Raw genomic sequence first — 26,402 nt, 5'->3', positions numbered from 1 at the left:
AAATAAAACTATTTATACATTTCTGCTCTCAGCTGGGCTACATCTTCGCTATTGATATATTCGTCGTAGCTCATCATCTTGTCGATCGTTCCTTTTGGCGTGATCTCAATGACCCTTGTAGCTACGGATTCTGTCAGTGCATGATCTCTTGAAGTAAACAATATTGTTCCCTTGAAGTCTTTCATACCATTGTTCAGCGCGGTGATGGATTCCAGGTCAAGGTGATTGGTTGGCTCATCAAATAACAGGAGGTTTGCATGTTTCAGCATCATTTGGGAGAACATACACCGCATTTTCTCTCCTCCTGACAGTACTTTCACATTTTTCAGCACTTCCTCTCCAGAGAACAGCATCCGGCCCAGGAAGCTTCTTACAAATTGCTCATCCTTATCGGTATCAGAGTATTCCCTCAGCCAGTCTACCAGGTTCTCATCTTTACCCTCAAAATATAAGGAGTTATCATTAGGGATATCGGCGATATTGATCGTTATTCCATATTTATATTCTCCGGTATAATCTTTATCACGGCCGGTAAGTACTTCATAAAATGCGGCAGTGGCTAAACTGTTTTGTGATACGATGGCAATCTTATCCCCTTTATTTACCATAAAGTTGATGTTTTTGAACATCACTTCACCGTTGACGATTTTAGAAAGGTTTTCTACCTGCAGAATCTGGTCTCCGGCCTCCCTGCCCAGGTTATTGAACATAATTGCCGGGTATTTACGGCTGGAAGGTTTAATTTCTGTGAGGTCAATTTTATCCAGTGCTTTCTTACGTGAGGTAGCCTGTTTGGATTTGGAGGCATTTGCACTGAAACGCTGGATAAATTCCTGCAGTTCCTTTACTTTCTCTTCCAGCTTTTTATTCTGGTCGCCACGCTGTTTTAATGCCAGCTGGCTGGACTCATACCAGAAGGTATAGTTACCGGAATAGATATTCATTTTGCTGAAGTCGATATCCACAATATGGGTACATACGGCATCTAAAAAGTGCCTGTCGTGAGATACCACCAATACAATGCTCTGGTAATCGGCCAGGAAATTTTCCAGCCATGCGATGGTTTCAATGTCCAGGTCATTGGTAGGCTCATCCAGTAACAGGATATCAGGATTACCAAAAAGGGCCTGTGCAAGCAGTACGCGTACTTTTTGTTTTCCATCCAGTTCTTTCAGCTGTTTATAATGAAGTTCTTCTTTGATACCGAGGTTGCTGAGCATGGTTGCAGCATTACTTTCCATGTTCCATCCATCCATTTCTGCGAACCTGTTTTCGAGTTCACCGGCGCGCTCGCCGTCTTTATCGGTAAAATCCTCTTTCAGGTAGATCGCATCTTTCTCCTTCATGATGTCATATAATTCTTTATGACCAATCATTACGGTTTCCAGAACGGAAAATTCATCAAACTCATAATGGTTTTGTTTTAAAACCGCCATGCGCTCGCCGGGAGTGAAAGCTACGCTGCCTGAAGTCTGGTTGACTTCACCGGAAAGAATTTTTAAAAAGGTTGATTTACCTGCGCCATTCGCTCCAATTACACCATAACAGTTGCCATGGTTAAATTTTAGGTTAACATCTTCAAATAGGGTACGTTTTCCGTAACGCAGGGATAAATTAGATACTGAAATCATATTGCACAAAAATAAGCCGCAAAGGTAACGATTATTTAATAAAATGCCCGGAACAGATCGGATTCATTAGTTCGGCTTTAAATGTTATTTTTGTATTTTCAGATACTATGGCAAGCGAAATAGAGATACTCAGTTCAATCATACAGCGCCGGAGAAGTGTTTTTCCGCCGAGCTACACACAAGAGGAAATTCCTGATGAATTTATCCTTCAGGTTTTGGAAAGTGCCAATTACGCACCAACCCATAAATTAACGCAACCATGGCGTTTCATTGTCCTGCGGAAGGAGGCAAAACATAAATTCGGACTGGAGCTGGCCCGTTTGTACCAGGAGCAGACAGCGCCACAGCAGTTTCTGCAGAAGAAGTACGAAGCTCTGGTTGAAAAAGCAGATCAGTCCAGCTGCATTATTGTGCTCAATGCGCAGCTCCATCCGGACCTGATCCCGGAATGGGAAGAAATTGCGGCTTTTGCCTGTGCAGTGCAAAATATGGCACTGACCGCCGAAGCGCTGAACATTGGTGCATACTGGAGTTCGCCGGGGGGCATTAAACAGCTCCCCGAATATTTTAACATGGAAGCAAACGAAAAGTGCTTTGGCCTGTTCTTTATGGGTTTTCATCGGGAGCAGCCCCGCCCCGCCAGACGCAGTCCGATGGCAGATAAAGTGAGGTGGATAGAAGAATAAATATGGAAGATTTTAAATCCAGGTTATACCAACGCTGCATGGACTTTGTACTGCAGCGGATCGATACTGCTGAAACTGCATTGAAACAGGCACAGGAAGCGAGTAATGACGACACCAAGAGCAGTGCGGGAGACAAGTTTGAAACTACCCGCGAGATGATGCAGCAGGATATTGCCAGGAATAAGAACTTGCTTTTTGATGGTCAGCAGAATTTACAGCTACTGTCTTCTCTTGAAAACACGCCCTCTGCCGGTGATACGGTGCGGAACGGAAGTCTTGTGAATACTTCCAAAGGCATGTTTTATATCAGTATCAGTGCCGGGCAGTTGAATGTGGAGGACCGGCAGGTATTTGCCATTTCAGCGGCTTCACCTATAGGAAATCTGCTGATTGGGAAAAAGGCAGGGGAGTCATTCAGTTTTAATCAAAACGAGTATACTATCCAGGATATACTTTAGTCCTTAGATAGTTGCGCGGAAACTAATGATGGTGAGCTCAAAAAAAAGCCCTTCAAATCCATTGAGGGCCTTTTAAAAGAATTTTTTTTGTATAAATTGATAGCTTTTAAAAGCTATTTTTAATGCTGTTGCTCAGTGTTTTTGGGGTCCAGTATCCGCTTGCAATGATCCTCCTGATGGTAAATAGGGGATCGTGCTCGTCACGTTTTGTACCTAAGATAAAAGCACTTTTGAACCCTCTTTTCCTGAGTTCAGGAATAGCTTCCGGATTCCACAACCCGAAAGGATAGGCGAAATGGTGGATGTTTTTACCGGTAATTTCCTGCAGTGTTTTTGTTGGTTTGTCAATCTGGATCTCCCAGTCTTTACCCTGGTATTTTTTTACGTTGTGGTGGTCCCAGGTATGGGAACCGATATCGTTTCCTTTATCAGAAAGGTCTTTCACCTGGGCCCTGCTCATGTAGTGTGGTCTGCCTAGAGAAACCGTCATTATAAAATAGATGCCTTTGTAACCATATTTTGTAAGGGTAGGCTCTGCGATAGTGTATTGGTCTACATCTGTATCATCAAAAGTAAGTACAATAGGTTTACTAGGCAATGCGGTACCGTTGTTCAGGTAGTCATAAAGCTGATCGGCCAGGATGGTATGGTACCCGCTGTCTGCGAGCATTTTCATCTGGGCTTTAAATACTGCGATAGGTACGATATAATCTTTGGAAGTTTTTGAGTCTGTAGGTTTCCAGTCGCGGATCTGGTGGTAACACAGTACCGGAACCTGCTTGCGGGCCAGGATTGTCTTTGCATCAGCCACTTTAACGCCTGAAATATCTACAGCTTTAGCTGTTGACACCGGGGCAGCGGCAGGGGATTTTGATGTACTGTCTGCCGTGGCATCTGTAGTGCCGGTTTTTGACTTAGACTGGCAGCCGGCACTTAACAATAAGGCAGCCGCAGTAATGGATAGAATATAGTGTTTCATTCAGGTAATTGATATATTTTATATGTTGGCTGCAAAACTATGAAATCAGCAGTCAATATTCTGTATTAAATCACAGCAATAAACAAAACAAGACCCGGCAGCATACCGGGTCTTGTTTCAAAAACTAAAAAAATGTGTAAAGTGCCTACATATTATAAGTAGAACTGAACACCAATTTTTGGAGCAAAGAAGTTTGCACCGATGTTGAAGTTTTTGCTTCCGCCATTGTCGTTGTCATTGCCATCTTTTCTGCTGTAGTCATTGTAGCTGATTCCGTTCACAGAGAATTCAATACCGAATTTTTTGCTTGGGAAGAATGCGAAACCTGGTGATAATGCAACACCAACGTTATTGTCTTTGCTAACTTTTGCGAAGTTATCTCCGTTTACATCGCCAACTTTTGTGTTACCAAAAGACAATGGAACTGACAATTGTCCGAAAAATTTGAACTGGTCAGTGATACCTTTGTAAGCACGTGCAAAAGGGGAAATCACAAAAGCACTTGTTTTTGTAGAGAAACCAGTTGCAGGGTTGATCGTAGTATAAGTATAGTCTTTAGAGAATTGGTAACCGATACCAGTACCTACCGCGATATTATTTGCGATGAAATATCCTGCACTTGGAATTACAGAAAAATCAATGTTTGATTTTGGGTTTCCGTCAGTTTTACCTGAGTTGAACTCAACGTTACCGCCTAACATAAAGTTTCCTTTTTCAGTTTGTGCCTGGGTAGTAAATGCTAATGCAGAAACTGTTAATAATGATAATAGTAATTTTTTCATTTTGTTGCTTTTTTAATTTATAAAATGTCAGGCTTTTTTTGGTTAGTACCTGACTATGGTTCGCATATAGTCAAGACTGGTGCCAAAGAATAACCAGCGCAGTTTTCTGGAAACGCGGTTTTTTATAAATCGCTAATTGATAGACTGATAAATTGATTTAGTTTTGGCCTTATTATTTTAGGATGACAATTAACAAAATATTAACATGGAATTCACGCTGACAGGTTTTAGGACAGTTTGACTTTCTTTGTTGATGTGTCAGGTTTTCCTTGATAATATGTCAGATTTTTTAATCTTATTTTAATTTTCAATATTCGAAATAAATAATAATTAAGTGGTTTGTAACAAAAAAAATCTAAATTCATTAAACCTTTATGAGGCCTAAAAACGTTACTATAACATGAGATTATTAATTGAACGAAAACCAATAAAAGTATATCCTGATCCCAAGCGTGTAATCGCCAGATTCTTTTTTAACGGAGATGAAAGGGCTAGAGAAGTCATCAGGAGAGTTGTAGCTTTGCCGGCCAATGAAGTTTTTGGTCTCATTTCTCCTATCCTGCAGGAGTATTCAAAGCGGCACAGGAACATTACAAAGATTCTGGCCCGCAACTGTAAGAAGATTAAATATGCCCTTGATGAGCTGGATATTGATTATGAAGGACTCAGCAGGTATCAGCGCTTATTGTTAGGCTCGTATTTCACCCATGAGTATTCTATTGAATCAGCAGCCTTTTTTAATCCTTCAGTAGTGGAAGATCCAGATCAGTCCGAACTTGTAGAGGGCGAGAAAAGGCTTATTATCAGTTTCAGGGCAGTGGGAGAAGGCCACATTTCATCCGTAGTCTTCAGAAGGGCCCTGGTAGACAGTAAAGGAAACATTACCGTTCAGCCGGCAGGAAACTACATTGACGAGGCTGAGGTGGTACGTAACGCAGTGTACAATAAAAAGTTATTCCTTAAAAAAGCAGCAGATTCGAGGATCGACCTGAACATTCTTGATGAACTGGGTACCAAACTGGATGATAAATTCGACTATACCATCCTGCGAAGGATCATTCTCGATTCCAGGAACCTGCAGGAAAATGATTTGAAGAAGCTGGAGTATGACAAAGTACTTTGGTTGTCGGATACCTATCACGAGATCAGTTTCTCCAGGGATACCGATATATCAGACCGTGTAATCTTCCCCATTTCAGAGTTTGAGCGTAAAGGTATTGAAGATGCGCGTTTTGTACGTTTTGTAAAAGAGGACGGCAGTGTGATCTATTATGCCACTTATACTGCCTTTGACGGTGCGATGATCATGCCTAAGCTATTGCAGACTACAGATTTCTATGATTTTAAAATCAGTCCACTGCATGGCGCAGGCGCAGCAAATAAGAATCTCGCCTTATTCCCGCGAAAGATCAATGGTAAATATGCAATGATATCCCGTATCGACGGATGGAACAACTACCTGATGTATTCTGATAAACTTACAGTATGGGACCATCCTGTGAAATTGCAGCACCCGCAATTCCCCTGGGAATTTATCCAGATCGGTAATTGCGGCTCGCCGATTGAGACGGAAGCAGGCTGGCTGGTCATCACACATGGTGTGGGTCCTATGCGACGGTATTGCCTGGGTGCGAGCCTGCTTGACCTGGAAGATCCTTCTAAAGAGATCGGCCGGTTGACGGAGCCTTTGGTTATTCCCAATAATGATGAGCGAGAAGGGTATGTACCGAATGTGCTGTATTCCTGCGGGTCCATTATCCATAATGGAGAGCTGATTATTCCATACGGCCTATCCGACTACTGTTCTTCCTTCGCGACGGTCAAAATTGACCTCCTGCTGGAAAAACTCCTGAGTTCAGGAGCAGCTGCTCAGGAAGCTGAAGTTGTTCAGGAACCGGTAAAAGCGGAAAAATAAAAAATCAGCTCAGAAATGAGCTGATTAAATTATACTATCTGATGGTAGAGGGCGAGATAGTCTTCTACCATTTTTTCTTTCGAAAATTGTTGTTCTGCCCATTGGCGACAGTTTTTCCTGTTGATGTTGGCTAATGTGGCCACTGCAGCAGTAGCATCCTCCACGCCTTCCACCAAAAAACCTGTCTTGCCATTCTGTATCAGCTCTGGCATAGATCCCTTGTTAAAGGCAATCACAGGCGTTCCGCATAACATAGCTTCCGCTACGCTCAGGCCAAAAGGTTCCGCAAAGTTTATAGGGTGTAATAGGGCAGATGCGCCACCCAGCAGTTCGTTTCGCTGTTCAGGCCCTGCAGAGCCTATAAATACGATATCTTCATTCAGCAGGGGTTCTATCCGTTCCTTAAAATACTGCTCGTCCTGAATAATTCCTGCGATAATGAGTTTTCTTTTGCTATTCTGTGCAATCTGGATAGCCTCGGCCGTGCCTTTGTCCGGATGTATTCTGCCAAAGAACAGCAGGTATTCCCCGGCTATCGGGTTAAAACTGAAATTAGCGGTATCCAGCCCATTATAAACCGTCCCCAGATAATTTAACAGGGGATGGCGGTTGGCATCACTAATGGAAACATAATAACCCTGGCTGTTGTATTTCTGATAGACAGGGATGATCCTTTCCGAAGAAAAACCATGTATGGTAGTAATCACAGGGGTTTTGATCAGTCCGGAGTAGGTAAGCGGAAGAAAATCAAAATGGTTGTGAATGAGGTCGAAATCACCGGCCTGTTCCATCAGGTTACTGATATGCAGACATTCCAGTACTTTGGCATCCTGCCCGCGTTCATCTTCATATCCCTTTTTTACTACACTTTTGAGTACAGCGCTGGTCAGGGATTCTCCTGTAGCAAATAAAGTAACTTCCATACCTGCGGCCACCAACCCCTCTGTGAGGTTGGAAGCCATTTGTTCCCACGGGCCATAATGGCGTGGGGGAGTTCTCCATGCAACAGGCGATAAAACGGCTATCTTCATTAAACAGCCTGTTCTTTCAATGGTTGAGTTGTTTTATTTCCGCTGAATTCATATTCAAATTCCAGGGATTTAAGTACTGTAAGGTGTGATATCCAGTAGGCCAGCGTGCTTTCTGCTCCCTGGTTCCTATTGATGCCATAAGGCTGTATCCCGTCACCGCAACCTTTGGTTTCGTAGTCATACAAAGGCAGTCTCAGGCTGTTCTCTCCGAGGAACCACTGGTAACTCAGGTACATCTGGCTGATATATTTCAGGTCGTGCGTGATCTCATAGGCTTTGAAGTACATCAGCACCATGGCCATCGTTTCGATAGCCTGCTGATCGTAAATTGCCATATCCTTATCGCGGTGCAGCCATCCGTCATTTCCTACAGGGTTTAGGTAACCTTTATCCAGCGTTTTGGCCGTCAGGTATTCCATACTTTCAAGGCCGATGGCCAATGATTCCTGGTCTTGTGTAGTTTCATAATGAGATAACAGCGCCAATGGCAAGATCGCATTGTCGTAGGTCAGTTTTTCCTCAAACCAGTGCCAGTTGTCGCCTTTATTCGCGTGATAAGCTGCTTTTAATGGTTTTGCCAGCTTATTCAGTTCGTCAATAAAGTATTCATCAAAGGGCTGTGACTTCAGGTAGCTGCTTAGTCCTATCATCGTATTTGCCAGTCCTCTTAAGTGTCGTAACTTATCAAAGTGGGGTACCGACTTAATAAACAATTCTTTTGCAAACTCTCTGTAAGAGTTATTCGGGGCATTGTTGATGAGGTAACCTAAGGACCATATCGTTCTGCCGAAGGAGTCTTCAGTACCTACTTCATCCAGATACTCACGTCTGAAACTCAGGAAATTCCTGAAGTTACCGTCGTCAAGCTGCATATATTGAATGTAACTCAGGTATACAGGCAACAGTTCAAGCGCAACCTTACTTTTATTCTGCTGCCATGCCATGGTCACCATAAGCAATGCCCTGGCGTTATCATCTACACAGTATCCTTCTTTCAAATTAGGAATACCATATTTTGCGTGCTGCACAATCCCGGTATCATCTGTCAGGCGCTGCACATGTGCCATACTGAATGCAGGCATCATATCAGGATCTACGATTGGTTTGTTTTCATCTGGAATCAGCTGCGCATCAAGAATCGATTCCTGCAAGGTATTGATAAATACACTGCCGATATTTGGCCAGCGCAGGTGTAATCCATAGTTATAGGCATTGGCCTTCAATTCGCGTAACTGCTCTTCGTTCTCAAATAAATCGTTAACGATATCGGCAAGTCCGTCTGAATCTTTAAAGTCGAACAGTTTTCCCCTGTTTTCGGCCAGCAGTTCCTGTGCATGCCAGTATGGAGTAGAAATTACCGCTGCACCTGACCCCACTGCATAAGATAAAGTTCCGCTGGTAATCTGCGCTTCGTTGAGGTATGGCGTGATATACATATCGGCAGCTGTCAGATAATCGAACAGTTCCTCTTCAGAGACAAACTTGTTGATGAAGATCAGGTTTTTGTCAACATTCAGTTTTTTTGCCAGCCGTTTCAGGCTGTCCCTGTATTCCTCACCTGAGTTCTTAATTACTCCAGGGTGGGTAGTTCCGAGGATCACGTATAATACATCGGGGTTCTGTGCAACTATTTTAGGCAGTGCTTCAATGGCTGTTTCCAGTCCTTTGTTGCGGCTGATCAGTCCGAAAGTAAAGAGTACCTTCTTACCTTTAAATGCCAATGAGTTTCTAACCTCGTTGTGTGCTTTAGGCTCAAGATCCGGAACACCGTGTTCAATCAATTTGATCTTTTCTTCAGGAATACCATATATGCTGGTCAGGAAACCTACAGCACGGTGACTCATCACTACAATTTTTGAAGAATATTTAGCAATTTCCCTGATAATGGTCAATTGCATATAAGACGGGTCTTTTAATACAGTGTGCAGAATAGTGATCAGCGGTTTTTGCAAACGGGCGATCAGTGGTAAAATATATACACCGCTTTCGCCGCCATATATTCCGAACTCGTGTTCTAAAATGCATACATCTGTAAGGCTGGTATTGATATAATCTGCAGCCCTGATATAGTCTTTCTGGTTTTCCTGTCTGATGACATATTGAACTTCATCAGGAAACTCGTAAGTACTTAGATCTTCTGAATCTGTCATTGCCACCACAAAGCTATCTGCTGATACCGATTTTGTATCGTGGGCAATTGCTTTTAAAAGGTTGTTGTTAAATGTAGCAATACCGCATTCGCGAGGAGGGTAAGTTGATATATAAGCTATTTTCATTGGGATATATATTGTTTTTTAATTGAAATGAAGCTATCAGAAGTAGCATGGCCTAGAAAATACGATATGTAATCTCCTGATGGTTTCATCTTTTATATATTGTTTTTTATTTGGAATGAAGCTTTCAGAAGAGGTTCTTCTGATACGGAGGATGTGTAATCTTCTGGTGGTTTCATATACAAGATAAGTGAATTCTACAATCTAATCAATTATTCAGCCATATTGTTTTATATCTTCGTCTCCGCGTGAAAAAAAAGCTATTATAACGTTGCCGAGAGTCAGAATTAAGTAAATTATTTAAAAACGCATAAAAAATCCGGCTATTCTTTTGGAATAGCCGGATTTTCACGTATTTACTTATAATTCAGCCTTTTCAGCTGTTGTATTAAGGAATACAAAATGCTTGTCGAACATGTCCAGCCTGATCTTGCTGTCTTTGCTGATCTTTCCGGCAAGTATTTCTTTAGACAATTCGTTTAAAATACGTTTCTGTATCACTCTTTTCAGCGGCCTGGCGCCAAATTGCGGATCGTAGCCTAATTCCGCAAGCCAGTCCAATGCCTCCACAGATGCTTCAATTTCCACACCCATTTCTGCGAGTGTATCCTGAACATGCCTGAACTGAAGTGCTGCAATATTCCTCACTTCGCTGCGGTTCAGCGGGGTAAACATGATCAGTTCGTCTATCCTGTTTAAGAACTCCGGCCTGATCGTTTGTTTCAGCAGTTCGAAGAGTTCATTCTTGGTTTTGGCGATCACTTCATCCCTGTTATTGTCATCCAGTTCCTTAAAGTTATCCTGGATCAGGTGAGAACCAATGTTCGATGTCATGATGATGATCGAATTCTTAAAGTTCACGGTACGGCCTTTATTGTCTGTAAGGCGGCCATCGTCCAGCACCTGCAGCAAGATGTTGAACACATCGGGATGGGCTTTCTCAATTTCGTCCAGCAGCACCACAGAATATGGTTTTCGCCGTACTGCTTCGGTTAGTTGTCCGCCTTCATCGTATCCCACATATCCGGGAGGCGCACCGATCAGACGTGACACTGCATGTCTTTCCTGGTATTCACTCATGTCAATACGGGTCATTGCATTTTCATCATTGAACAGGAATTCGGCCAAAGCTTTTGCCAGTTCAGTTTTTCCTACTCCTGTTGTTCCCAGGAATATGAATGATCCTATAGGTTTGCGTTTGTCCTGTAACCCCGCTCTGGAGCGGCGGATTGCATCCGATATCGCTTCAATAGCCTCATCCTGACCTGCCACGCGTTTATGAAGCTCATCTTCAAGATGTAACAGCTTCTCGCGTTCACTGGATACCAGTTTGGTTACGGGGATGCCTGTCCAGCGTGCTACCACACCGGCAATATCGTCTGCTGTAACTTCTTCTTTCAGCATACGGCCTTCACCCTGCTGACTTTCCAATGTTACTTTCAGCTGCTCTACCTTATCCTGTGTTTCTTTTATCTTTCCGTAGCGGATCTCAGCTACCTTTCCATAATCACCCGCACGTTCTGCCTGGTCGGCCTCCAGCTTATAGTTCTCGATTTGTTCCAGTAGTGTGTTGATGCCGTCTACAACATCTTTTTCACCCTGCCATTTGGCTTTCAGTTCATCACGTTCAGCGGAGAGGTTTGCTATTTCTTCGCCCAGAGATTTTACTTTTTTATCGTCGTTTTCTCTTTTTATAGCTTCCCTTTCAATTTCCAGCTGCATGATCTTACGGTCAAGCTCATCCACATTCTCCGGTACGCTGTCCATTTCAAGGCGTAGTTTGGAGGCCGCTTCGTCCATAAGGTCAATTGCTTTATCCGGTAAGAACCTGTCGTTGATGTAACGCTGCGACATTTCCACTGCGGCTATGATCGCCTCGTCACGAATCCTGACTTTATGGTGCGTTTCATATCTTTCTTTCAATCCGCGCAGGATAGAAATTGCATCCTGGGTATCCGGTTCATCTACAATTACCTTTTGGAAACGGCGTTCCAGGGCTTTGTCTTTTTCCAGGTATTTTTGATACTCATCCAGGGTAGTGGCGCCGATTGCGCGTAATTCTCCGCGTGCCAGAGCCGGCTTCAGGATGTTTGCAGCATCCATTGCCCCCTCGCCGCCACCTGCACCTACCAGGGTGTGGATCTCATCTATAAAAAGAATGATGTCGCCATCACTTTGTGATACCTCTTTCACTACTGCTTTCAGGCGCTCTTCAAATTCACCTTTATATTTTGCTCCTGCAATCAGGGCTCCCATGTCAAGGGAATATACGGTCTTTGTTTTCAGGTTCTGAGGAATGTCACCTTTGATGATCCTGAAGGCTATACCTTCGGCGATGGCAGTTTTACCAACTCCGGGCTCACCGATCAGGATAGGATTGTTCTTCGTCCTGCGTGAAAGGATTTGTATCACGCGGCGGATTTCTTCATCCCGCCCGATTACGGGGTCTAGTTTTCCGGACTCGGCATATTCGTTTAAATTGCGGGCATATTTATTCAATGCATTATACGTTGCTTCGGCATTCTGGTCCGTCACTCTGTTATCTCCCCGCAGGGCTGCGATTGCTTTTTTGAGATCTTTTTCGGTCACGCCCTGATCTTTTAATAATTTCGAAGTATTGTCGTTCACTGCAAGCAGTCCTAACAAAACATGCTCTACTGAGACGAATTCATCCTTAAATTCTTTCAGATAAGATTGTGCCTTTTGCAGCGCGGAATTTGATCCCGAAGATAAATATCCGTTGCTTCCGCTTACTTTGGGGAACCTTGCAATCTGTTCATCCAGCTGCTGGTTTAAGTTATTCAGGTTCACGTTGAGTTTCTTTAATACATAAGAAACTACGTTTTCATCAACAGTAAGCAGTCCTTTAAGCAGGTGAGCTGTCTCAATAGCCTGTTGCTGGTTGCCCTGGGCTATTTCAGAAGCCTGTTGAATAGCTTCTTGTGCTTTTATGGTAAAGTTGTTGAAGTTCATGCCTGACTGAGATCAAATCAGATGCCATCTTATGTAATCGCGGCCTATCGGAAATTATGTCCTGAAATTTTTGGATCAACTGAATAAATGGCTGTTCCTAAGTATATTGAGCTGATTTTTTGTCTGGATTTGCTTTTTACTTTCGCAATTTTACAGATGAATCACCGGTTTGATAGGCAGGATATAAGTTAGGAGGGCTTTCTGCTGTATTATCCTCCTGGTGATCATGGACCAGCATAAGGTGTTTGAAGCAGAAAGCTTTTAAAGGTTATCCGAAGACTTCAGTCAGACGTTCGGTCTGATGATCTGCCAGTTTCTGTAAAGGACCTGAGGCCAGCATTTTCATCATCATGTTTAAATCTGCTGAAAGAATATGTTTGACGGTAGTGGTGCCATCACCATTATCTGCCACTGTCCATTTCAGTTCAATATCAAAGGGGGCTTTCTCGGACGGAATCGCTGTCACTTCCTGATTTTCTATACGGCTGGATATTTTGATCGACAGTTTTGCCATATTTTGAATGGTAAACGTAGCTTCGTCAGCAGTGGATGTCCAGTTATAAATATTCTCCGGCATCAGCTGCTGATGGTTGTTAAGGTCGGCTAAATACGTGTATACTTGTTCTACGGGCTTATTTACTACTGTGGCACTTTCAATAATGGTCATACTATACTGGGTTTTTATCTTAGTTTTGTCCCCATTCTGATGGGTTTCTGCGCCATTGGTTCAACACATCGACATCGCTTTGGGCGATAAAGCTGTTTTCCGCTGCGTATTCTATTAGGGTATTATAGTTAGATAAGGTTGCAAAGCGGCATTTCGCTTCTTTGAAGTTTTCATCGGCAATATCAAATCCATAAGTAAATATAGATACCAGGCCGGCAACAGACAACCCTGCTTCCTTCAATGCATTTACTGCCTGTAAACTGCTCTTTCCGGTAGAGATCAGATCTTCTACCACTACAACGCGCTGGCCTTCAACGATCTCTCCTTCAATCAGGCTACCTGTTCCATGTTCTTTGGCTTTAGCTCTTACATAGGCAAATGGCAATCCTAATTCCTGGGCAACCAGGACACCTTGCGGAATACCTGCCGTTGCAACGCCTGCGATCAGGTCTACAGATCCGAATTCTTCCTGTATCAGTTGTGTAAGTTTTTGCCGGATGTATGTTCTTATTGAGGGATGGGAGAGCGTTACTCGATTATCACAATAAATCGGAGATTTCCAGCCTGAAGCCCAGGTAAAGGGGTTATTTGGCTGTAATTTTATTGCTTTAATTTGAAGTAAAAATTCAGCTACCTTTAATTCAACATCACTTTTATTATACATGTTACAAAATTACTTAAAATAATGCCTTTCTTGTATAGACCAATTGTCCTTTTTTTGCCAACAATTGATACTCAATGCGATAAATAGAAAGTAGTGGGTTTAAAACTAAATAATCGTGTAATCCTCTTTGTAAAGCTGAGATTTTTTATACTTTTATTTCCGGAAATATTCGATAAAACCTGCTTGGGAGGATATTTTTAATAACGATCATACTGATGAAAATATACAGGATTTACATTAACGATAATACACTGATCATTGCGGATAAATTGCCCGGGCAAACGGAAACAATTCAGGGTATTGAAGAGAAAGGGTTTAACTTTAAGGCCTTTTACGAGAAACTGGGGAAGTTTTCTGCAACACCCTATGCGATCATCAGTGAAGATCCAAAAGCTCTTTTTCAAAAGATAAAAAAGACACTTACCATCATTAAGGCTTCCGGTGGCCTGGTGCAAAATGCAAAAGGGCAATACCTGTTTATTTTCAGGAATAAGAAATGGGACCTGCCAAAGGGTAAAGTTGAAAAGGGCGAGGGAATGAAGGAAGCCGGACTGCGTGAGGTAGAGGAAGAATGCGGTGTGAAGATCGCTACCAACGATGAAAGGTTGTGCAAAACCTATCATGTGTATGAAATGAGTGGTAAACTTGTACTGAAGCGGACGAACTGGTACAGTATGACCGTTAAGGGAGTGCCGAAGCTGATCCCTCAGAAGGAAGAGGGGATCACCAAAGCAGAGTGGTTAACAGCATCAGACCTGAAATCTGTGCTCAAAAATACCTATCCTTCTATCGTAGACGTACTGAAGGCAGGTAAACTCATCAGAGAAAAGGTTTAAAGGAAACGCAGCGCTTCCTTTGGAAGAAAGGGCGTAACATCACCATGGTTACGGAGAATATCCCGTACTATGGTGGAACTGATGGCTGAATATTCGGGTTTGCTCAGAATGAAGATGGTCTCCATTTCGGGCATCATGGTCTGGTTGATCTGCGCGATTGCCCTCTCATATTCAAAATCTCCCACGGAGCGGATCCCGCGGATCATGTAGGTGGCATTGATCTTTTTGCAGAAATCTATGGTTAATCCCTCGTATGATTGTACCGCGATGTTATTATAACCTGCAAACACAGACTTTACGATCTCTTCCCTTATTTCTAATGAGAGGAAGCTTTGCTTGGAGCTGTTCAGGCCTATGCCGATGATCACTCTGTCGAACAGAGGTAAGGCTCGTTTAAGGATATCTGCATGTGCGATGGTCAATGGATCGAAAGATCCCGGGAATAGAGCTATCTTCATGATTTAAGGGGTATAGTTAAAAAAGCTGAACGAAGAGTTTCCATATCTGCGTGTTTCGGAATATCCCGGCTGGTCATTTAACTTGAGGAGCGAGGGGTGTTCCACTACCAGAACTCCGTTTTCAGTCAGCAGCTTATTCTTTGCTACCAGCTGAGGGATAAGCGGGATCGTAGGGAGGTCATATGGAGGGTCTGCAAATATGATCTGGTAAGATTTGGTATGCTGCTCGAGGAATTTAAATACATCTGCCTTTTGCAGTTCTATTTCTGTCAGCTTGTATTTATCTACCACCGATTTGACCCAGTAGATACAGCCGGAGTGTTTATCTACTGAAGTAACGTGGCTGATGCCGCGGGAAGCAAATTCAATACTGATGTTCCCTGTTCCGCAAAACAGATCGAGCGCTTTACAGCTGTCGAAATCATAGGTATTATAAAGAATATTGAACAGCGCCTCTTTGGCCATATCCGTAGTAGGCCTTACAGGAAGGCTGGCAGGCGCATTCAAGCGGATACCTTTAAGTTTACCGCCAATTATACGCATAGGTCGAGGGCTAATAAGCTGCTGTAGTAATGAGCCGGCATATCATCAAGGATAGCGTGATCAATATCAACGGCAGGAGGAAGGTTAAAACGGATATTATCAAAATATTTGCAGAGGCAGTTATAGTAACTATCGTCCTGGTGAATAATTCCGCTAAGCAGTACCGTTGAGCAAGCAGGGGCAAGTTTTAATTCCTGAATCAGCAGCAGCAGGTAATAATTGAATTCGTCGGGTGTATCGATCTGAAAGCTGTTCTGAAAGATCACTTTATGGTTTTGCAGCAGCAGCGCATTGAAAGAGCCTGCAGTAAAATCCAGCAGGAGGGCAGTTCCTTCAGCATCAGATGCAAGGGCGAGCAAGGGAGCATGATGTTCGTACCTGGCAGCACTGGCCAGAGAAGTATTCAGGGTTTCCTCCGTAAATTGTTCCAGTTTAAATACTGAAGTAAATCCAAATTGGGCAAAAAGGGAGGTATTTACTTGGGTTGAAGTTGCGTCAGCAAAGAAATTGGCATAACTTTCCAACTCACTGCCATTGAAAATCCCGTTAGGAACGGCAATTGTATTTGGTGTATATACCGAGACTTTGATCTCGCGGAAAGGCAGCTGCAGATAACTATCCTTTTTCAGGGCAGAAGCCAGTTCAGCGGCTGTATCGTCACATTCCTGCTGGTCAAAAACAGCTTTCAGCTGCCTGCTGTTCTTGTCTATTACTGCATACGAAAAGCTGTCTGCGGTAATTTTCAATAACAAATTACAGTCTGCGGCAGTATTGGGATCAAACTCTGGATCCACTAATAGGATGCTGTTTTTACTATTGTTCATCTTAGCAAAATTAATTCTTTTTTCTATAACCACACCATTGCATATTTGTAAAATGGATAAAGCCGTAATAATTGCCCAGTCTTATCAGTTCCAGCCCACGGCTGAGCAGCTTGTTTTCTGCCGGCAGATGGCCGAATTTTTATCGGGCGACCTTGATAATGGCTGTTTTATTTTACGCGGATACGCCGGTACGGGGAAGACTACTTCGGTTGCTGCACTGGTAAAAGCGCTTCCGGGATTTAAACTTCGTGCTGTTTTGCTGGCTCCAACAGGGCGTGCGGCGAAAGTGATGACCAGCTATTCGGGCAGAATGGCCCTTACCATTCATAAAAAGATTTACAGAAAGCGGTCTGCCGTCTCCACAGATATGGCTTTCCAGCTGGCACCAAACCTGGCTGAGCGCACCCTTTTTATCATAGATGAGGCATCTATGATCGCAGATGAGTGGAATAGCCGGAACGGCTCATCTTTTTTGAAAGATGTCATGGAGTTCATTTACAATGGCAAGAATTGCGGCGTACTGTTCGTAGGCGATACGGCGCAGCTGCCACCTGTGGGCAGTCTTGACTCACCGGCATTAAACAAAACCTATATTGAGCAGAGCTTCGGGCTACGGGTAATGGAGACGGAGCTGCGGGAGGTTGTCAGACAGGGGCAGAAATCGGGTATACTTGCCAATGCCTCGATGCTGCGGGACCTGATCAATACCCATATAGAAAAGGTTGAAGAGGGGCTTGAAACAGAAAAAATGGCTTTGCCAAGATTTATCACGAAAGGATATAAGGATATTTTCCGCATGACGGGACTAAAGCTTGTGGAGGGGCTGGAATATGCTTACAGCAAATTTGATATCGAAAACTCGCTGGTGGTATGCCGCTCCAACAAATCGGCCAATGTGTACAACCAGCAAATCAGGGCGAGGTTATTATACCGTGAAGAAGAGCTGACGGGCGGAGATCAGATTATGGTGGTACGGAACAATTACTTCTGGCTGCCGGATAACGAAGCGACATCCTTTATTGCCAATGGTGATATGGCGCGGATCGTCAGGGTGAGAAATGAAGAGGAGCGTTATGGGTTCCGTTTCTCGGAAGTACAGCTGGAATTTTTGGATTACCCGGATGCGGGGCATGTTACCTGTAAGGTGATGCTTGATACGTTACAGGGAGAAACGCCAAACTTATCTTATGAAGATAGTAAAAAGCTGTTTGAAGGGGTATCAGAAGATTATATCCATATCGCTAATAAACGTGAGCGCATGCTGGCCATCAAGGAAGACCCCTACTATAATGCGTTGCAGATTAAATTCGCGTATGCAGTTACCTGTCACAAAGCCCAGGGCGGTCAATGGGATGCTGTATTTGTTGATCAGGGTTACCTGACTGATGAAATGATAGACCTTGAATTCTTAAGATGGTTGTATACTGCGGTGACGAGGTCCAAAATGGAACTTTTCCTGGTGAACTTTGCACCAAACCTGTTTGCCGAACCGGCGGAAGAAAGCTATTGATGAATAGCTTTCCCTTGATTGAATCTGTGGGAAAAATTGATGCATATCTTTTATTCCTCATGAGGAGCCATTTGTCAACGGTCTCATAAAGCATTTAAAAGAAATGAATAGTAGTGACGTGCTTTTAGTGGTTATCTTCTGTATTTTTCTTTTTGATTAAAAAAGAAAGAGAGTAAGCCGCTACCGCGATTATGATACAAAGAATAAGTATGATGGTGGTTACTTCAGTGTTGGACATATGATATGATTTTATTGGTATTTTGCTAATGAATGTATTTCGGATCAAAAGTAGTAAAATATGGGAAATTTAAGAACAATGTGGGTAACAAAATCAACAGTTTATCGATGTGGAAATTAATTCAGCACCCCCAGGTTCTCTTCTATTGCTTTACCGATAGATGTTAAAGGCAATTCTGCCGAGTGATCGGTTTGTACTAACAGCTTCCATTTTCCGCTAAATCTATTCCTTGTAATCTCGTAGAAACCCTTTGAGTGAATGATTTTATAGATATTGATGGTTGAAACAAGTTGTTCCACTTTATAGATTTCGTGGTTCACTCTGATATTTATACTTCTCATGATTCTTATTTTAATACGCGGATGTAGTTTACATATGCACTAATCCTGCCATTAAACAGGAAAGTTTTGCGCAGGAACACGCGGGGTTGTGCATCAGCATTCCGATAAAATAGGGTCTGATTTTTTTCACCGCCAGAAAGCATAAAAATACGGGAGATCATCTTTCCTCCTCCTAATATTTAAACACTGATGATGTTTTTTGGGGTATGATAAAAAATATATATTTGTTTATACGCAGTTATTAACGTTAAGCTGCGGTTTTCGGGTATGATCAAAAGAACAGGTGCTCTACTTTTTTATTTGTTTATGTTATGTTCAGCTAGTCTGCATGCGCAGCATTTGGATTACTCTTTTAAGGTAATTCCTCTGGGCACCATGGGAGGGCTTGATGAAAGCAACCTTTCGGCTTATATGATCGCAGCATCGGGAAGCGATAATTTTATTTGTGCAGATGCCGGCACCATCAGACATGGGATTGATGTGGCCATCGCTAACAAGGCAATAGAAGGTCCTGCTGAGATGGTGTTGAAAAAAAATATCAGAGGTTACCTGGTTTCACATCCACATCTCGACCATGTTGCGGGTCTGATCATGAATTCTCCCGAAGACTCACCAAAAAACATCTATGCGCTACCGTCTGTTGCGGCAGTATTGAAGGATAAATATTTCACCTGGAAAGCATGGGCAAATTTCACCAATGAGGGAGAGCTTCCCCACCTGGATAAATACACTTATGTATATCTCCGGGAAAAGGAAAAGATAGCGCTTATGGGCACTGAGATGGAGGTGATAGCCTTTCCGCTAAGTCATGGCCCTTCTTATGAGAGCACTGCTTTCCTCATCAGTCATGAGAACAAGTACCTGTTGTATCTTGGTGATACAGGTGCTGATCAGATTGAAAAGTCGGGCGACCTTCAAAAACTCTGGGAGCAGATTGCCCCTCTGGTAAAAGAAAACAGGCTGAAAGCAATATTTATAGAAACATCGTTTTTTGATAAGCAGCCTGAAAAACTGTTGTTCGGTCACCTGACCCCACATTTGCTGATACAGGAGCTGGAAAAACTGGGGAAACTGTCGGGGCTGGAAAAATTACAAAAGGTACCCATTGTGATTACCCATATGAAAGCTTTCGGCCAGGAAAAACAGGAATTGATCATGGAACTTAAAAAGGATGACCAGCTCCACCTTAATCTGGTATTTCCGGTTCAGGGGAAAAAAATGTTATTTTAATAGGTTTGGCTTATTGCCCGATGCAGAGATAATAGAATACACTATTATTAATCCGCTAAATCCCATACCGCGAAATGTAGGGGCAAAGCACCCGGGGTCGGGTAGTGGAACTCAGGTGTCGGCGGACAGGCAATTCCGTACAGATCAGCGTAAGAGATAAAGGTATCTGCATTCGTCCGCAGGATAAGGAAAAATTATATGGGCGCTTTTACAGGGTATAAATTGCTCATAATAAAGCATATTTCCGGATTTGGAAGCGGCTTGTATTTGTCTGCTGAAATCGTTCAGTATATGGCTGAAGGATCTGGCTTGAAAGTGAAAAAGGGGTGGGTTATACTTTCTTTTTCGGCTTGCTGGCCGGGTAAAAGGGACTGTATTTTCTTTTTTATGTCTGTTCTGGCATAATTTTCGTATTTTTGTAGCATAATGGTTGGAAAGGATTAGTTAGCCACAACCATTATGTGCGTACTGGGGCCGTTTTGGATTTGACAGGGTGGAGGTACGTATGTTAGCATGCAGTGCGTTGTACGGAGAGCACTTTAAAGAGAACGTTCACACTTTGATTGGCGAAAATAACTACGCCTTAGCTGCTTAATTTAGAATTAAATAGCTTTTGTCCCTCTGGTTGCTGCGTTTTTAGGCCAGAATCTGGGGCATCGAAATAATTACGCTGGCAATTGTAAGGTACGGTACAGTTGTGAGATAAAGTATCTAAGGAGAAAGGCAAGGTAGGTTTCCGGCCCGTCTGATCCCGAAAATAAAGTGGAAAATAAGCATGTAGAAGGCATAATTTGCCACACAACTGGACAAGGGTTCGAACCCCTTCGGCTCCACACAGGCCTTTGAGATCATCTCAAAGGCCTTTTTTTATGTTAATTATTTGATGATTTTAATTTAATAATGGTACTACGATAGATGTGTTACTGCTTCAATATTTCAAATAATCCAATGTTGATATAAATAGTCTCTTTCCAAATTTTCTTTGACTTTAGTAGTCCAGTTAGTTCTAATCCTTTTAAATATTTTGCCGCTGTCACCCTTGATATTTGTAACCTATCAACTAAAAATTCCACCTTACAATAAGGCTGTTCAAATAATAATTCAAGAAGTTCTTTGTTATATAATTTTGGTGCTTTTTCTCGTATTTCCGCCTTCATTGCATTAAAGAAGTAATTGATTTCTTCAATCTGTTTAATTGTCTCCTCAGCAGTTTCTTCTACAGCTTTTAACATGAAGATTATCCATTCTTCCCAGTTATTCTTTTCACGAACTTCCTGGAGTAACCTGTAGTAATCGGTTTTGTGCTTAATAATGTAATTACTTAAGTAGAGTATGGGGCTATTTAGCATTCCATTTAAAATCAAATACAATACATTTATGATTCTTCCTGTTCGCCCATTACCATCATAAAATGGATGAATACTTTCAAATTGGTAATGTTGAACGGCAAGCTTAATTAAAGGCGATAAATCATCCTGATCATTAATATAGTGCTCTAGGTTTTTCATTAAGTCCAGGATTTTGTCTTTGTCATCCGGAGGCGTATATATGACTTCACCTGTTAGTGCATTTTTTAAGGAAGTACCAGGTAGTTTCCTTAATCCTGCATTATTTTCTTCCAAGACCTCCTGAATATCAATAATTGAATTGGTATTCAAGAAGCCTTTTTTCTGAATCAGATTGTAGCCCATCAATATTGCTTCACGGTATCTTAAAACTTCCTTTGTAGCACTATTAACATTCAAATTATTTGTTGACAAGGCCTGATAAAGCTGATCATGTGTAGTTATTACATTTTCTATCTCTGAGCTGACACGAGCCTCTTTCAAAATAACAGCATTAAGGAGAATGTTTGGGTTTGGTAATGTTTGAGCAAGTCCTTTTAGTTCTGCCAGTCTTATAGACGATTTATTTACTTGTCGAAGTATCAATATGCTTTCAATATCCTCTATTGCTGGAGGTAGTAATGGTAAGTTATTATAAGGCTTTTCGTTAATCTGTTTTATCTGCTTTTTCATTCACGGCCTTTAAGTCTTCGTGGTTGTCATGTAAAGATAATCAATATTTTTGTACATGATAAGACTCTCATGTACAAATTCTTTACATGATGAATTTTGATGGTGCTTTTAGATGATATATGGTCTCATGTAAATATTTATGATTTTTTTATACATGATAAGGTTCTCATGTATAAATTCTTTACATGAGAAATCTAAGTGATCCTTTAAACAGATAGGGTTCGATACAATCCCTCTCATCTCTAAAAACCGATCAATATTCAATTTCTTCCTTCACCTCTTTTTCCAAAACATTTTCCTCATTAACCGCCCTAACCAGCATCAAAAGCTGCACGAGGGGTTCGTCTAAATCATCCCAATCTCCACAGAGGCCTTTGTTTATTAGGTTGGCTCACATTCTTACGACTAAATCTTATTAATCAGTTATTCGCCAATACCCTCCATTTGCAGGGCCAACTCTTTCGATCTTACCAGAGCTTTTTAACTTATTGAGCTGATATTCGACTCCTCTTATGGTTAGGTTTGTAGCTTCTGCCATCTCCCTGCTAGACGCTTTAGAATTCATTCTTATAAGTTGAAATATGATTTCTTCCACAGTTTTTACCACAGTATCATCTGGTTTTACCACAGTTTTTATCGGCCGCTTGAAAATTACTGTAAACATTCCTTTAATCCTGTATTCCGGTTGCGGCAATGCTGCCTCATTCATCAGTTTATTCATTCTGCTGATGCCCGAACCAATTTGCTCAACCATGTTCATTCTATTAAATAGACCAAATATAAGTGGGTTTCTGGAATGGCTGCGTGTACCAAAATCCGCCTGATCGATTGCGCTGACCAGCCCACCAGGATTACTGATCTCTACCCTGTCATCAAAAATTTCTACCGTTATAGTAGCCCCCTTGTCGTAATAGTCACGGTGAGATAGACTATTAATAATAGCTTCTTTGAACGCATTTTCAGGAATTTCCCATATTTCTTTTCTTGGACTTGAACCTTGTCCTTCTATATCGTAAGCAACATCAAGTTTACCTCTGACCCATTCCATAGCTTTAAGAAATTGGAGGTACAATGGTCCGCGGTAATTTTTATCGTCAGTAATGAATCTTTTGTCGGTACCACGGAACGCTACACAACGTATAATTGCTTTATCGAAATAATCTTCAGGTGCCTTACCAAAAAAGAGAACAGAGCCATTTTTAAAACTACCATTTCCTGCCAGCATTTTTAAGCTATTATAAATCTGGTGTGCTTGGTTCTAATTTTGCTGCATGCCTGAATTCACTCAGCATATGCTGGTCAATGTCATTAAGAGGGTTAAATTGCTTGCAAGGTATTTCATCGAAATGAATTTTGTCCGCCTGCTGAAAAAAATCGCGCATCTGCTCTGCTGTGGTCAGCTTCTGCGAGTTTGGCCCAACTCGAACATAGATGGCCCCAGATAATACATATGGTTTGTTCATTCCGGATGGAACCTCAATTACTGCTATAATTTTTCCATCAACTTCTACTAAAGAAAAACTAGTGTCCAGCATGGGTGTAATCTCACGTATACTATTTTGTATAGCAGACCGCTTCGCATTATCAATATGAACACCTTTAAGTTCATTATCATCATTCACCCCAATCAGTAAAGTGCCGCCTGCGGCATTAGCAAAAGCACAAATTTCCTCCGTAAGCTCTTTTACTTTAGAAGGTACAGATATTTTAAATTCTGCATTGTATCCTTCTCCGCCGGCAATAATGAGTTGTATATCTGAGGCTGTTAACATGTTTCTTTAGTGGTCGATAAGGACTTTTGACAAATATAGATTATATGCTTGTAAATTTGGTGAATAGGAAAGGTTAGGTGGCGTGTAATATTTATTGATCTGACGAATTCTGCCAGTATTCTGCACGGAAGCGCTTTTAGATCAATTTGATAATAGTCTTTTATCGAGTATAATTCGCTTCAAAAAGTTGGTCGAATAGTTCTGATTTAGTTATGATCAGTTGATCTAAGTAGGAAATACTATGATCCTTTTTACGCTCAATGGTTACAAGCCCAAACCAGTTTGCAAAACATTCAAAGAAACGAATGTTATAGGCACGTTGATAATCTTCAGTAGCTTTTTCTTCTTTGGCTTTCTGATGTGCATTCCATAAGTCTCTTTCAAATGCCTGAATCAGCTTAAAGCTATAGAAATCGCTTTTCCGGGGGCTATCTCCATATTTTGCCAAAAGTACCAATGAATATGCCCAGCCCATTTGACCGGATTTTCCGTCGTCTTGAAGACCATAGAAATTACCCCAATGGAAGCGTGTGACTACATAATTGAATATTTGGATAAAACGAGCAGCCGTAGACTCTTTGAGCATTTTCTCTCCGGTTTTTGTCAGAGACAAAGCATTGTTTCGTTTTTTCACCATCCCTGAATCCAATAGGTATTGCTTTAATGGCCAGAGATATGGTATCTCTTCTTCACGGATTCTTTTCACAAATTTCATGTAGGGCCAGTAGATCAGGTTTTGCTTACACAATAGTTCGCATATACGCACAGGGAGATTACCATTTACAGTTAGTTTTAAACTGCCTGCCTGTTGTATTTCATTTACGAGTATCTCTGAAAGCTTAAAAAAAGGTACTTTACCAAGATGGACATCTATATTTTTTCTAAACTGCAATAAACCTCCTGGGGAAAATGGGGCATACAGCAGAAAGTTCATCTGCTCCGGACTCAAACCATCGAAATCATCAAGCGGGCTCTTGTTTATCTTTTGTTGATGTTTTTCCATGAGCCCGTTAAGTTCTTCCATACTTAGCTTGCCGTCACCCGCTTGAGGATAGGCGGCAAGGAATGAATTCATGAAGTCATCTGCTATACCCATTTTAATTGTGTTGATATGTGATAATTTACAAATATAGAATTATGAATTCTACATAACTAGCTCCTGAAAGCACTCAATGGTACTTCTTATCCCAACTATCAGCGCTCCCAATTTTTGGACATTCATTTGTTGGAAAGTCGGTCGTGTTCCAAAACGCTGTATTATTACACTCAGCAATACACTGATCGTTCCCCCATCCACTGAATCATTTTTTGCCATTAAGTTGACATTGAACGTGTGCAAACGATCAAATTGTGATTCGGTAATCGCTGTAACTTTTGCCATAGGATCGGTCTTGAAGAACTCCCAAACAGCAACATATAATTTAAGTACTTCATCCATTTCTTGTGGTGGCAAATCAAATTTATAGCCTGCCATCATTGAGGCGAGAAAAGGCTGGTGAACCATCAATTCATCAGTAATCTGATTGGCCCATGCAAAATCATATTCAAGCCTATTCATTTTTTCAAAGATATTCATGATAAGTTTCAGGTCACGGAGCTGCAGATCGTGGCTGCTTTTATTATTTGCAAGTATCATTAAATGAAAAAAGTTAGTAGTACCAAAAATATATAATCTTAAGTAATTGTGGAAAACTAATCTTTGTCTTGAAAAGGGACAATTTGCTCTTGATAAATTTAGTTGGTGTTCGTTGGAATCCCTCTAACCTATCAAAACTGCTCAATATTCAATCCCCTCTTCAACCTCTTTTTCCAAAACATTTTCCTCATTTACCGCCCTAACAAGCATTAAAAGCCGTACAAAGGGTTCATTTAAGCCCTCCTCAGCTCCACAGAGGCCTTTGAGATACTTTCAAAGGCCTTTTTTATTAGAGAAAAATTTAGCTAAATTTGTTAAAGGCATAAAGAAAATATTATGATCGCAGTAGAATTATCATTTGGACAATTAAAAGATGCGGTGAAAAAATTATCACCTTCTGAAAAACTGGAACTTAGTGACGCAATCTGGGCTGAGGATATGAATATCATGTCCCTTATAGGTTCTTAAGGGCAGGCTGTAAAAGTTACTCTTTCAGCTGATGGTATTGTCTTTACGGACTGTATAGGGGATATAAGCCTCTTCTTCCATTTCCCTTGCGGGTATTCTTTATAGTGGTTCCGTGTGCCAAGGCATTCGCGGTACGTGCAAGCCAGGCATGAGCCTCCTGGTTGAGCGTTTCCAGATCTTTAAAAGACCTGCCTGCCAGAAAGTTTTGTTTTACATATTTGACCATATTCTCTGCTTTTCCCTTACTTTGAGGATCAGCGGCTCGGCAGAAATAGGTCTTGAAGCAGCGCTGGGAAACATAGCTTCGAAAGCGTTCGGTTAGCATCAGCTCTCCAAGATTCTCATTGACCAAAAAGAGCCGGTCCTGATCATACACCACTTCCTGCGGCATACCTCCAAGGTACTCAAATGCCTGTTCATGGGCTTTGAGTACTGTTTCACTGGTGTCACAGCATCAACTTGGAAATGG

At 41.8% G+C, this 26,402-nt stretch carries 25 protein-coding genes and 1 other RNA gene; 8 read left to right on the top strand and 18 right to left on the bottom strand.

The genetic code is table 11. From position 1 onward, the window contains the following. Positions 1-8: 8 nt before the first annotated feature. On the bottom strand, positions 9-1,631 hold the full coding sequence (locus BLW16_RS02030; RefSeq protein WP_090554630.1) for an ABC-F family ATP-binding cassette domain-containing protein: 1,623 nt from the start codon (positions 1,629-1,631) through the stop codon (positions 9-11). 107 nt (positions 1,632-1,738) lie between these two features. Between BLW16_RS02030 and BLW16_RS02025 the strand changes: the two genes are divergently transcribed. After that, on the top strand, positions 1,739-2,317 hold the full coding sequence (locus tag BLW16_RS02025) for a nitroreductase family protein (protein WP_090554627.1): 579 nt from the start codon (positions 1,739-1,741) through the stop codon (positions 2,315-2,317). Positions 2,318-2,319: 2 nt separating this feature from the next. Beyond that, positions 2,320-2,775, top strand: a complete 456-nt coding sequence (locus tag BLW16_RS02020) for a 3-oxoacyl-ACP synthase (protein WP_090554624.1) — start codon at positions 2,320-2,322, stop codon at positions 2,773-2,775. A gap of 106 nt (positions 2,776-2,881) precedes the next feature. Here the strand turns inward: BLW16_RS02020 and BLW16_RS02015 are convergent, their stop codons facing one another. After that, positions 2,882-3,754: a polysaccharide deacetylase family protein gene (locus BLW16_RS02015; protein ID WP_090554622.1), complete on the bottom strand. Its 873-nt coding sequence runs from the start codon at positions 3,752-3,754 to the stop codon at positions 2,882-2,884. Positions 3,755-3,906: 152 nt separating this feature from the next. Then, positions 3,907-4,536, bottom strand: a complete 630-nt coding sequence (locus tag BLW16_RS02010) for an outer membrane beta-barrel protein (RefSeq protein WP_090554620.1) — start codon at positions 4,534-4,536, stop codon at positions 3,907-3,909. Between the two features lie 400 nt (positions 4,537-4,936). On the opposite strand from BLW16_RS02010, the gene BLW16_RS02005 reads away from it, so the two are divergent. Beyond that, the gene (locus tag BLW16_RS02005) at positions 4,937-6,451 is read left to right on the top strand and encodes a glycoside hydrolase family 130 protein (RefSeq protein WP_090554618.1); all 1,515 of its coding nucleotides are present in this window, start codon (positions 4,937-4,939) and stop codon (positions 6,449-6,451) included. 29 nt (positions 6,452-6,480) lie between these two features. On the opposite strand, the gene BLW16_RS02000 is transcribed toward BLW16_RS02005, so the two are convergent. The 5 genes from BLW16_RS02000 to pyrE all read right to left on the bottom strand — a co-directional run bounded on the left by BLW16_RS02000 (position 6,481) and on the right by pyrE (position 14,059). Then, positions 6,481-7,482, bottom strand: a complete 1,002-nt coding sequence (locus tag BLW16_RS02000) for a glycosyltransferase family 4 protein (protein WP_090554616.1) — start codon at positions 7,480-7,482, stop codon at positions 6,481-6,483. Then, complete coding sequence (locus BLW16_RS01995) at positions 7,482-9,758, bottom strand: glycosyltransferase family 4 protein (protein WP_090554614.1); 2,277 nt, start codon at positions 9,756-9,758, stop codon at positions 7,482-7,484. The genes BLW16_RS02000 and BLW16_RS01995 overlap by 1 nt, the downstream gene beginning before the upstream one ends. A gap of 357 nt (positions 9,759-10,115) precedes the next feature. Then, positions 10,116-12,728: an ATP-dependent chaperone ClpB gene (gene clpB, locus BLW16_RS01990; protein WP_090554612.1), complete on the bottom strand. Its 2,613-nt coding sequence runs from the start codon at positions 12,726-12,728 to the stop codon at positions 10,116-10,118. Between the two features lie 268 nt (positions 12,729-12,996). Further along, on the bottom strand, positions 12,997-13,395 hold the full coding sequence (locus BLW16_RS01985) for an SRPBCC family protein (protein WP_090554611.1): 399 nt from the start codon (positions 13,393-13,395) through the stop codon (positions 12,997-12,999). A gap of 19 nt (positions 13,396-13,414) precedes the next feature. After that, on the bottom strand, positions 13,415-14,059 hold the full coding sequence (gene pyrE, locus BLW16_RS01980; protein ID WP_090554609.1) for an orotate phosphoribosyltransferase: 645 nt from the start codon (positions 14,057-14,059) through the stop codon (positions 13,415-13,417). A 215-nt stretch (positions 14,060-14,274) separates the two neighbouring features. Between pyrE and BLW16_RS01975 the strand changes: the two genes are divergently transcribed. Beyond that, positions 14,275-14,895, top strand: a complete 621-nt coding sequence (locus BLW16_RS01975; RefSeq protein WP_175470454.1) for an NUDIX hydrolase — start codon at positions 14,275-14,277, stop codon at positions 14,893-14,895. Here BLW16_RS01975 and coaD read toward each other — a convergent pair. Genes coaD through BLW16_RS01960 form a run of 3 tightly spaced genes read right to left on the bottom strand, consistent with a single transcriptional unit; the run spans position 14,892 to position 16,720 of the window. Then, on the bottom strand, positions 14,892-15,353 hold the full coding sequence (gene coaD / locus BLW16_RS01970) for a pantetheine-phosphate adenylyltransferase (protein WP_090554607.1): 462 nt from the start codon (positions 15,351-15,353) through the stop codon (positions 14,892-14,894). The two genes, BLW16_RS01975 and coaD, sit on opposite strands and share 4 nt — an antisense overlap. A gap of 3 nt (positions 15,354-15,356) precedes the next feature. Next, positions 15,357-15,896, bottom strand: a complete 540-nt coding sequence (locus BLW16_RS01965) for an RsmD family RNA methyltransferase (protein WP_090554605.1) — start codon at positions 15,894-15,896, stop codon at positions 15,357-15,359. Then, entirely contained in the window at positions 15,887-16,720 is an 834-nt protein-coding gene (locus tag BLW16_RS01960) for a DUF3822 family protein (protein ID WP_090554604.1), read from the bottom strand. The genes BLW16_RS01965 and BLW16_RS01960 overlap by 10 nt, the downstream gene beginning before the upstream one ends. Positions 16,721-16,772: 52 nt before the next feature. Here BLW16_RS01960 and BLW16_RS01955 point away from each other — a divergent pair, with 52 nt between their 5' ends. Then, positions 16,773-18,230: an ATP-dependent DNA helicase gene (locus BLW16_RS01955; protein ID WP_090554602.1), complete on the top strand. Its 1,458-nt coding sequence runs from the start codon at positions 16,773-16,775 to the stop codon at positions 18,228-18,230. Positions 18,231-18,584: 354 nt separating this feature from the next. On the opposite strand, the gene BLW16_RS01950 is transcribed toward BLW16_RS01955, so the two are convergent. Continuing rightward, a complete protein-coding gene (locus tag BLW16_RS01950) occupies positions 18,585-18,809 on the bottom strand; it encodes a hypothetical protein (protein ID WP_090554600.1) in 225 nt (74 codons plus the stop codon). Between the two features lie 306 nt (positions 18,810-19,115). On the opposite strand from BLW16_RS01950, the gene BLW16_RS01945 reads away from it, so the two are divergent. Together BLW16_RS01945 and ssrA are read left to right on the top strand one after the other, a co-directional pair. Then, complete coding sequence (locus BLW16_RS01945; protein WP_090555176.1) at positions 19,116-20,039, top strand: MBL fold metallo-hydrolase; 924 nt, start codon at positions 19,116-19,118, stop codon at positions 20,037-20,039. A gap of 470 nt (positions 20,040-20,509) precedes the next feature. Then, positions 20,510-20,875: a transfer-messenger RNA gene (gene ssrA, locus BLW16_RS01935) on the top strand. An 84-nt stretch (positions 20,876-20,959) separates the two neighbouring features. Here ssrA and BLW16_RS01930 read toward each other — a convergent pair. The 5 genes from BLW16_RS01930 to BLW16_RS01915 form a co-directional block, all read right to left on the bottom strand. After that, complete coding sequence (locus BLW16_RS01930) at positions 20,960-22,057, bottom strand: Fic family protein (protein WP_090554596.1); 1,098 nt, start codon at positions 22,055-22,057, stop codon at positions 20,960-20,962. Positions 22,058-22,472: 415 nt separating this feature from the next. Beyond that, positions 22,473-23,282: an ATP-binding protein gene (locus tag BLW16_RS23450; RefSeq protein ID WP_217631501.1), complete on the bottom strand. Its 810-nt coding sequence runs from the start codon at positions 23,280-23,282 to the stop codon at positions 22,473-22,475. Positions 23,283-23,292: 10 nt separating this feature from the next. Beyond that, positions 23,293-23,829 carry an AlbA family DNA-binding domain-containing protein gene (locus tag BLW16_RS23445; protein ID WP_217631500.1) on the bottom strand — a complete coding sequence of 179 codons (537 nt, stop codon included), beginning with the start codon at positions 23,827-23,829 and terminating at the stop codon, positions 23,293-23,295. 160 nt (positions 23,830-23,989) lie between these two features. After that, on the bottom strand, positions 23,990-24,925 hold the full coding sequence (locus BLW16_RS01920; RefSeq protein WP_090554593.1) for a hypothetical protein: 936 nt from the start codon (positions 24,923-24,925) through the stop codon (positions 23,990-23,992). 48 nt (positions 24,926-24,973) lie between these two features. Beyond that, positions 24,974-25,465, bottom strand: coding sequence for a hypothetical protein (locus BLW16_RS01915; protein WP_090554591.1), 492 nt, complete (start codon positions 25,463-25,465; stop codon positions 24,974-24,976). A 336-nt stretch (positions 25,466-25,801) separates the two neighbouring features. On the opposite strand from BLW16_RS01915, the gene BLW16_RS23820 reads away from it, so the two are divergent. Next, positions 25,802-25,933, top strand: a complete 132-nt coding sequence (locus BLW16_RS23820; RefSeq protein ID WP_262497140.1) for a hypothetical protein — start codon at positions 25,802-25,804, stop codon at positions 25,931-25,933. Positions 25,934-25,976: 43 nt separating this feature from the next. Here the strand turns inward: BLW16_RS23820 and BLW16_RS01910 are convergent, their stop codons facing one another. Next, entirely contained in the window at positions 25,977-26,324 is a 348-nt protein-coding gene (locus BLW16_RS01910) for a hypothetical protein (protein WP_090554590.1), read from the bottom strand. Positions 26,325-26,402: the final 78 nt, after the last annotated feature.

The sequence above is a fragment of the Pedobacter hartonius genome, assembly GCF_900107535.1.
GTDB lineage: Bacteria > Bacteroidota > Bacteroidia > Sphingobacteriales > Sphingobacteriaceae > Pedobacter > Pedobacter hartonius.
Note: the sequence above shows the minus strand (reverse complement) of the source record. Positions and strands in the feature narration are given on the sequence as shown.

What these genes read in the sequence shown, in the direction of transcription:
- BLW16_RS23445 (WP_217631500.1), bottom strand. Translation starts at nt 23,829, where the DNA reads ATGTTAACAGCCTCAGATATACAACTCATTATTGCCGGCGGAGAAGGA.
- BLW16_RS02000 (WP_090554616.1), bottom strand. Translation starts at nt 7,482, where the DNA reads ATGAAGATAGCCGTTTTATCGCCTGTTGCATGGAGAACTCCCCCACGC.
- BLW16_RS01960 (WP_090554604.1), bottom strand. Translation starts at nt 16,720, where the DNA reads ATGAACAATAGTAAAAACAGCATCCTATTAGTGGATCCAGAGTTTGAT.
- BLW16_RS02005 (WP_090554618.1), top strand. Translation starts at nt 4,937, where the DNA reads ATGAGATTATTAATTGAACGAAAACCAATAAAAGTATATCCTGATCCC.
- BLW16_RS02025 (WP_090554627.1), top strand. Translation starts at nt 1,739, where the DNA reads ATGGCAAGCGAAATAGAGATACTCAGTTCAATCATACAGCGCCGGAGA.
- BLW16_RS01995 (WP_090554614.1), bottom strand. Translation starts at nt 9,758, where the DNA reads ATGAAAATAGCTTATATATCAACTTACCCTCCTCGCGAATGCGGTATT.
- BLW16_RS02010 (WP_090554620.1), bottom strand. Translation starts at nt 4,536, where the DNA reads ATGAAAAAATTACTATTATCATTATTAACAGTTTCTGCATTAGCATTT.
- BLW16_RS02030 (WP_090554630.1), bottom strand. Translation starts at nt 1,631, where the DNA reads ATGATTTCAGTATCTAATTTATCCCTGCGTTACGGAAAACGTACCCTA.
- BLW16_RS01920 (WP_090554593.1), bottom strand. Translation starts at nt 24,925, where the DNA reads ATGGGTATAGCAGATGACTTCATGAATTCATTCCTTGCCGCCTATCCT.
- BLW16_RS01910 (WP_090554590.1), bottom strand. Translation starts at nt 26,324, where the DNA reads ATGCCGCAGGAAGTGGTGTATGATCAGGACCGGCTCTTTTTGGTCAAT.
- BLW16_RS01965 (WP_090554605.1), bottom strand. Translation starts at nt 15,896, where the DNA reads ATGCGTATAATTGGCGGTAAACTTAAAGGTATCCGCTTGAATGCGCCT.
- BLW16_RS01930 (WP_090554596.1), bottom strand. Translation starts at nt 22,057, where the DNA reads ATGAAAAAGCAGATAAAACAGATTAACGAAAAGCCTTATAATAACTTA.
- BLW16_RS01945 (WP_090555176.1), top strand. Translation starts at nt 19,116, where the DNA reads ATGTTATGTTCAGCTAGTCTGCATGCGCAGCATTTGGATTACTCTTTT.
- BLW16_RS01950 (WP_090554600.1), bottom strand. Translation starts at nt 18,809, where the DNA reads ATGAGAAGTATAAATATCAGAGTGAACCACGAAATCTATAAAGTGGAA.
- BLW16_RS01985 (WP_090554611.1), bottom strand. Translation starts at nt 13,395, where the DNA reads ATGACCATTATTGAAAGTGCCACAGTAGTAAATAAGCCCGTAGAACAA.
- BLW16_RS02015 (WP_090554622.1), bottom strand. Translation starts at nt 3,754, where the DNA reads ATGAAACACTATATTCTATCCATTACTGCGGCTGCCTTATTGTTAAGT.
- BLW16_RS01955 (WP_090554602.1), top strand. Translation starts at nt 16,773, where the DNA reads ATGGATAAAGCCGTAATAATTGCCCAGTCTTATCAGTTCCAGCCCACG.
- BLW16_RS23450 (WP_217631501.1), bottom strand. Translation starts at nt 23,282, where the DNA reads ATGCTGGCAGGAAATGGTAGTTTTAAAAATGGCTCTGTTCTCTTTTTT.
- BLW16_RS02020 (WP_090554624.1), top strand. Translation starts at nt 2,320, where the DNA reads ATGGAAGATTTTAAATCCAGGTTATACCAACGCTGCATGGACTTTGTA.
- BLW16_RS23820 (WP_262497140.1), top strand. Translation starts at nt 25,802, where the DNA reads ATGATCGCAGTAGAATTATCATTTGGACAATTAAAAGATGCGGTGAAA.
- BLW16_RS01915 (WP_090554591.1), bottom strand. Translation starts at nt 25,465, where the DNA reads ATGATACTTGCAAATAATAAAAGCAGCCACGATCTGCAGCTCCGTGAC.
- coaD (WP_090554607.1), bottom strand. Translation starts at nt 15,353, where the DNA reads ATGAAGATAGCTCTATTCCCGGGATCTTTCGATCCATTGACCATCGCA.
- BLW16_RS01975 (WP_175470454.1), top strand. Translation starts at nt 14,275, where the DNA reads ATGAAAATATACAGGATTTACATTAACGATAATACACTGATCATTGCG.
- pyrE (WP_090554609.1), bottom strand. Translation starts at nt 14,059, where the DNA reads ATGTATAATAAAAGTGATGTTGAATTAAAGGTAGCTGAATTTTTACTT.
- clpB (WP_090554612.1), bottom strand. Translation starts at nt 12,728, where the DNA reads ATGAACTTCAACAACTTTACCATAAAAGCACAAGAAGCTATTCAACAG.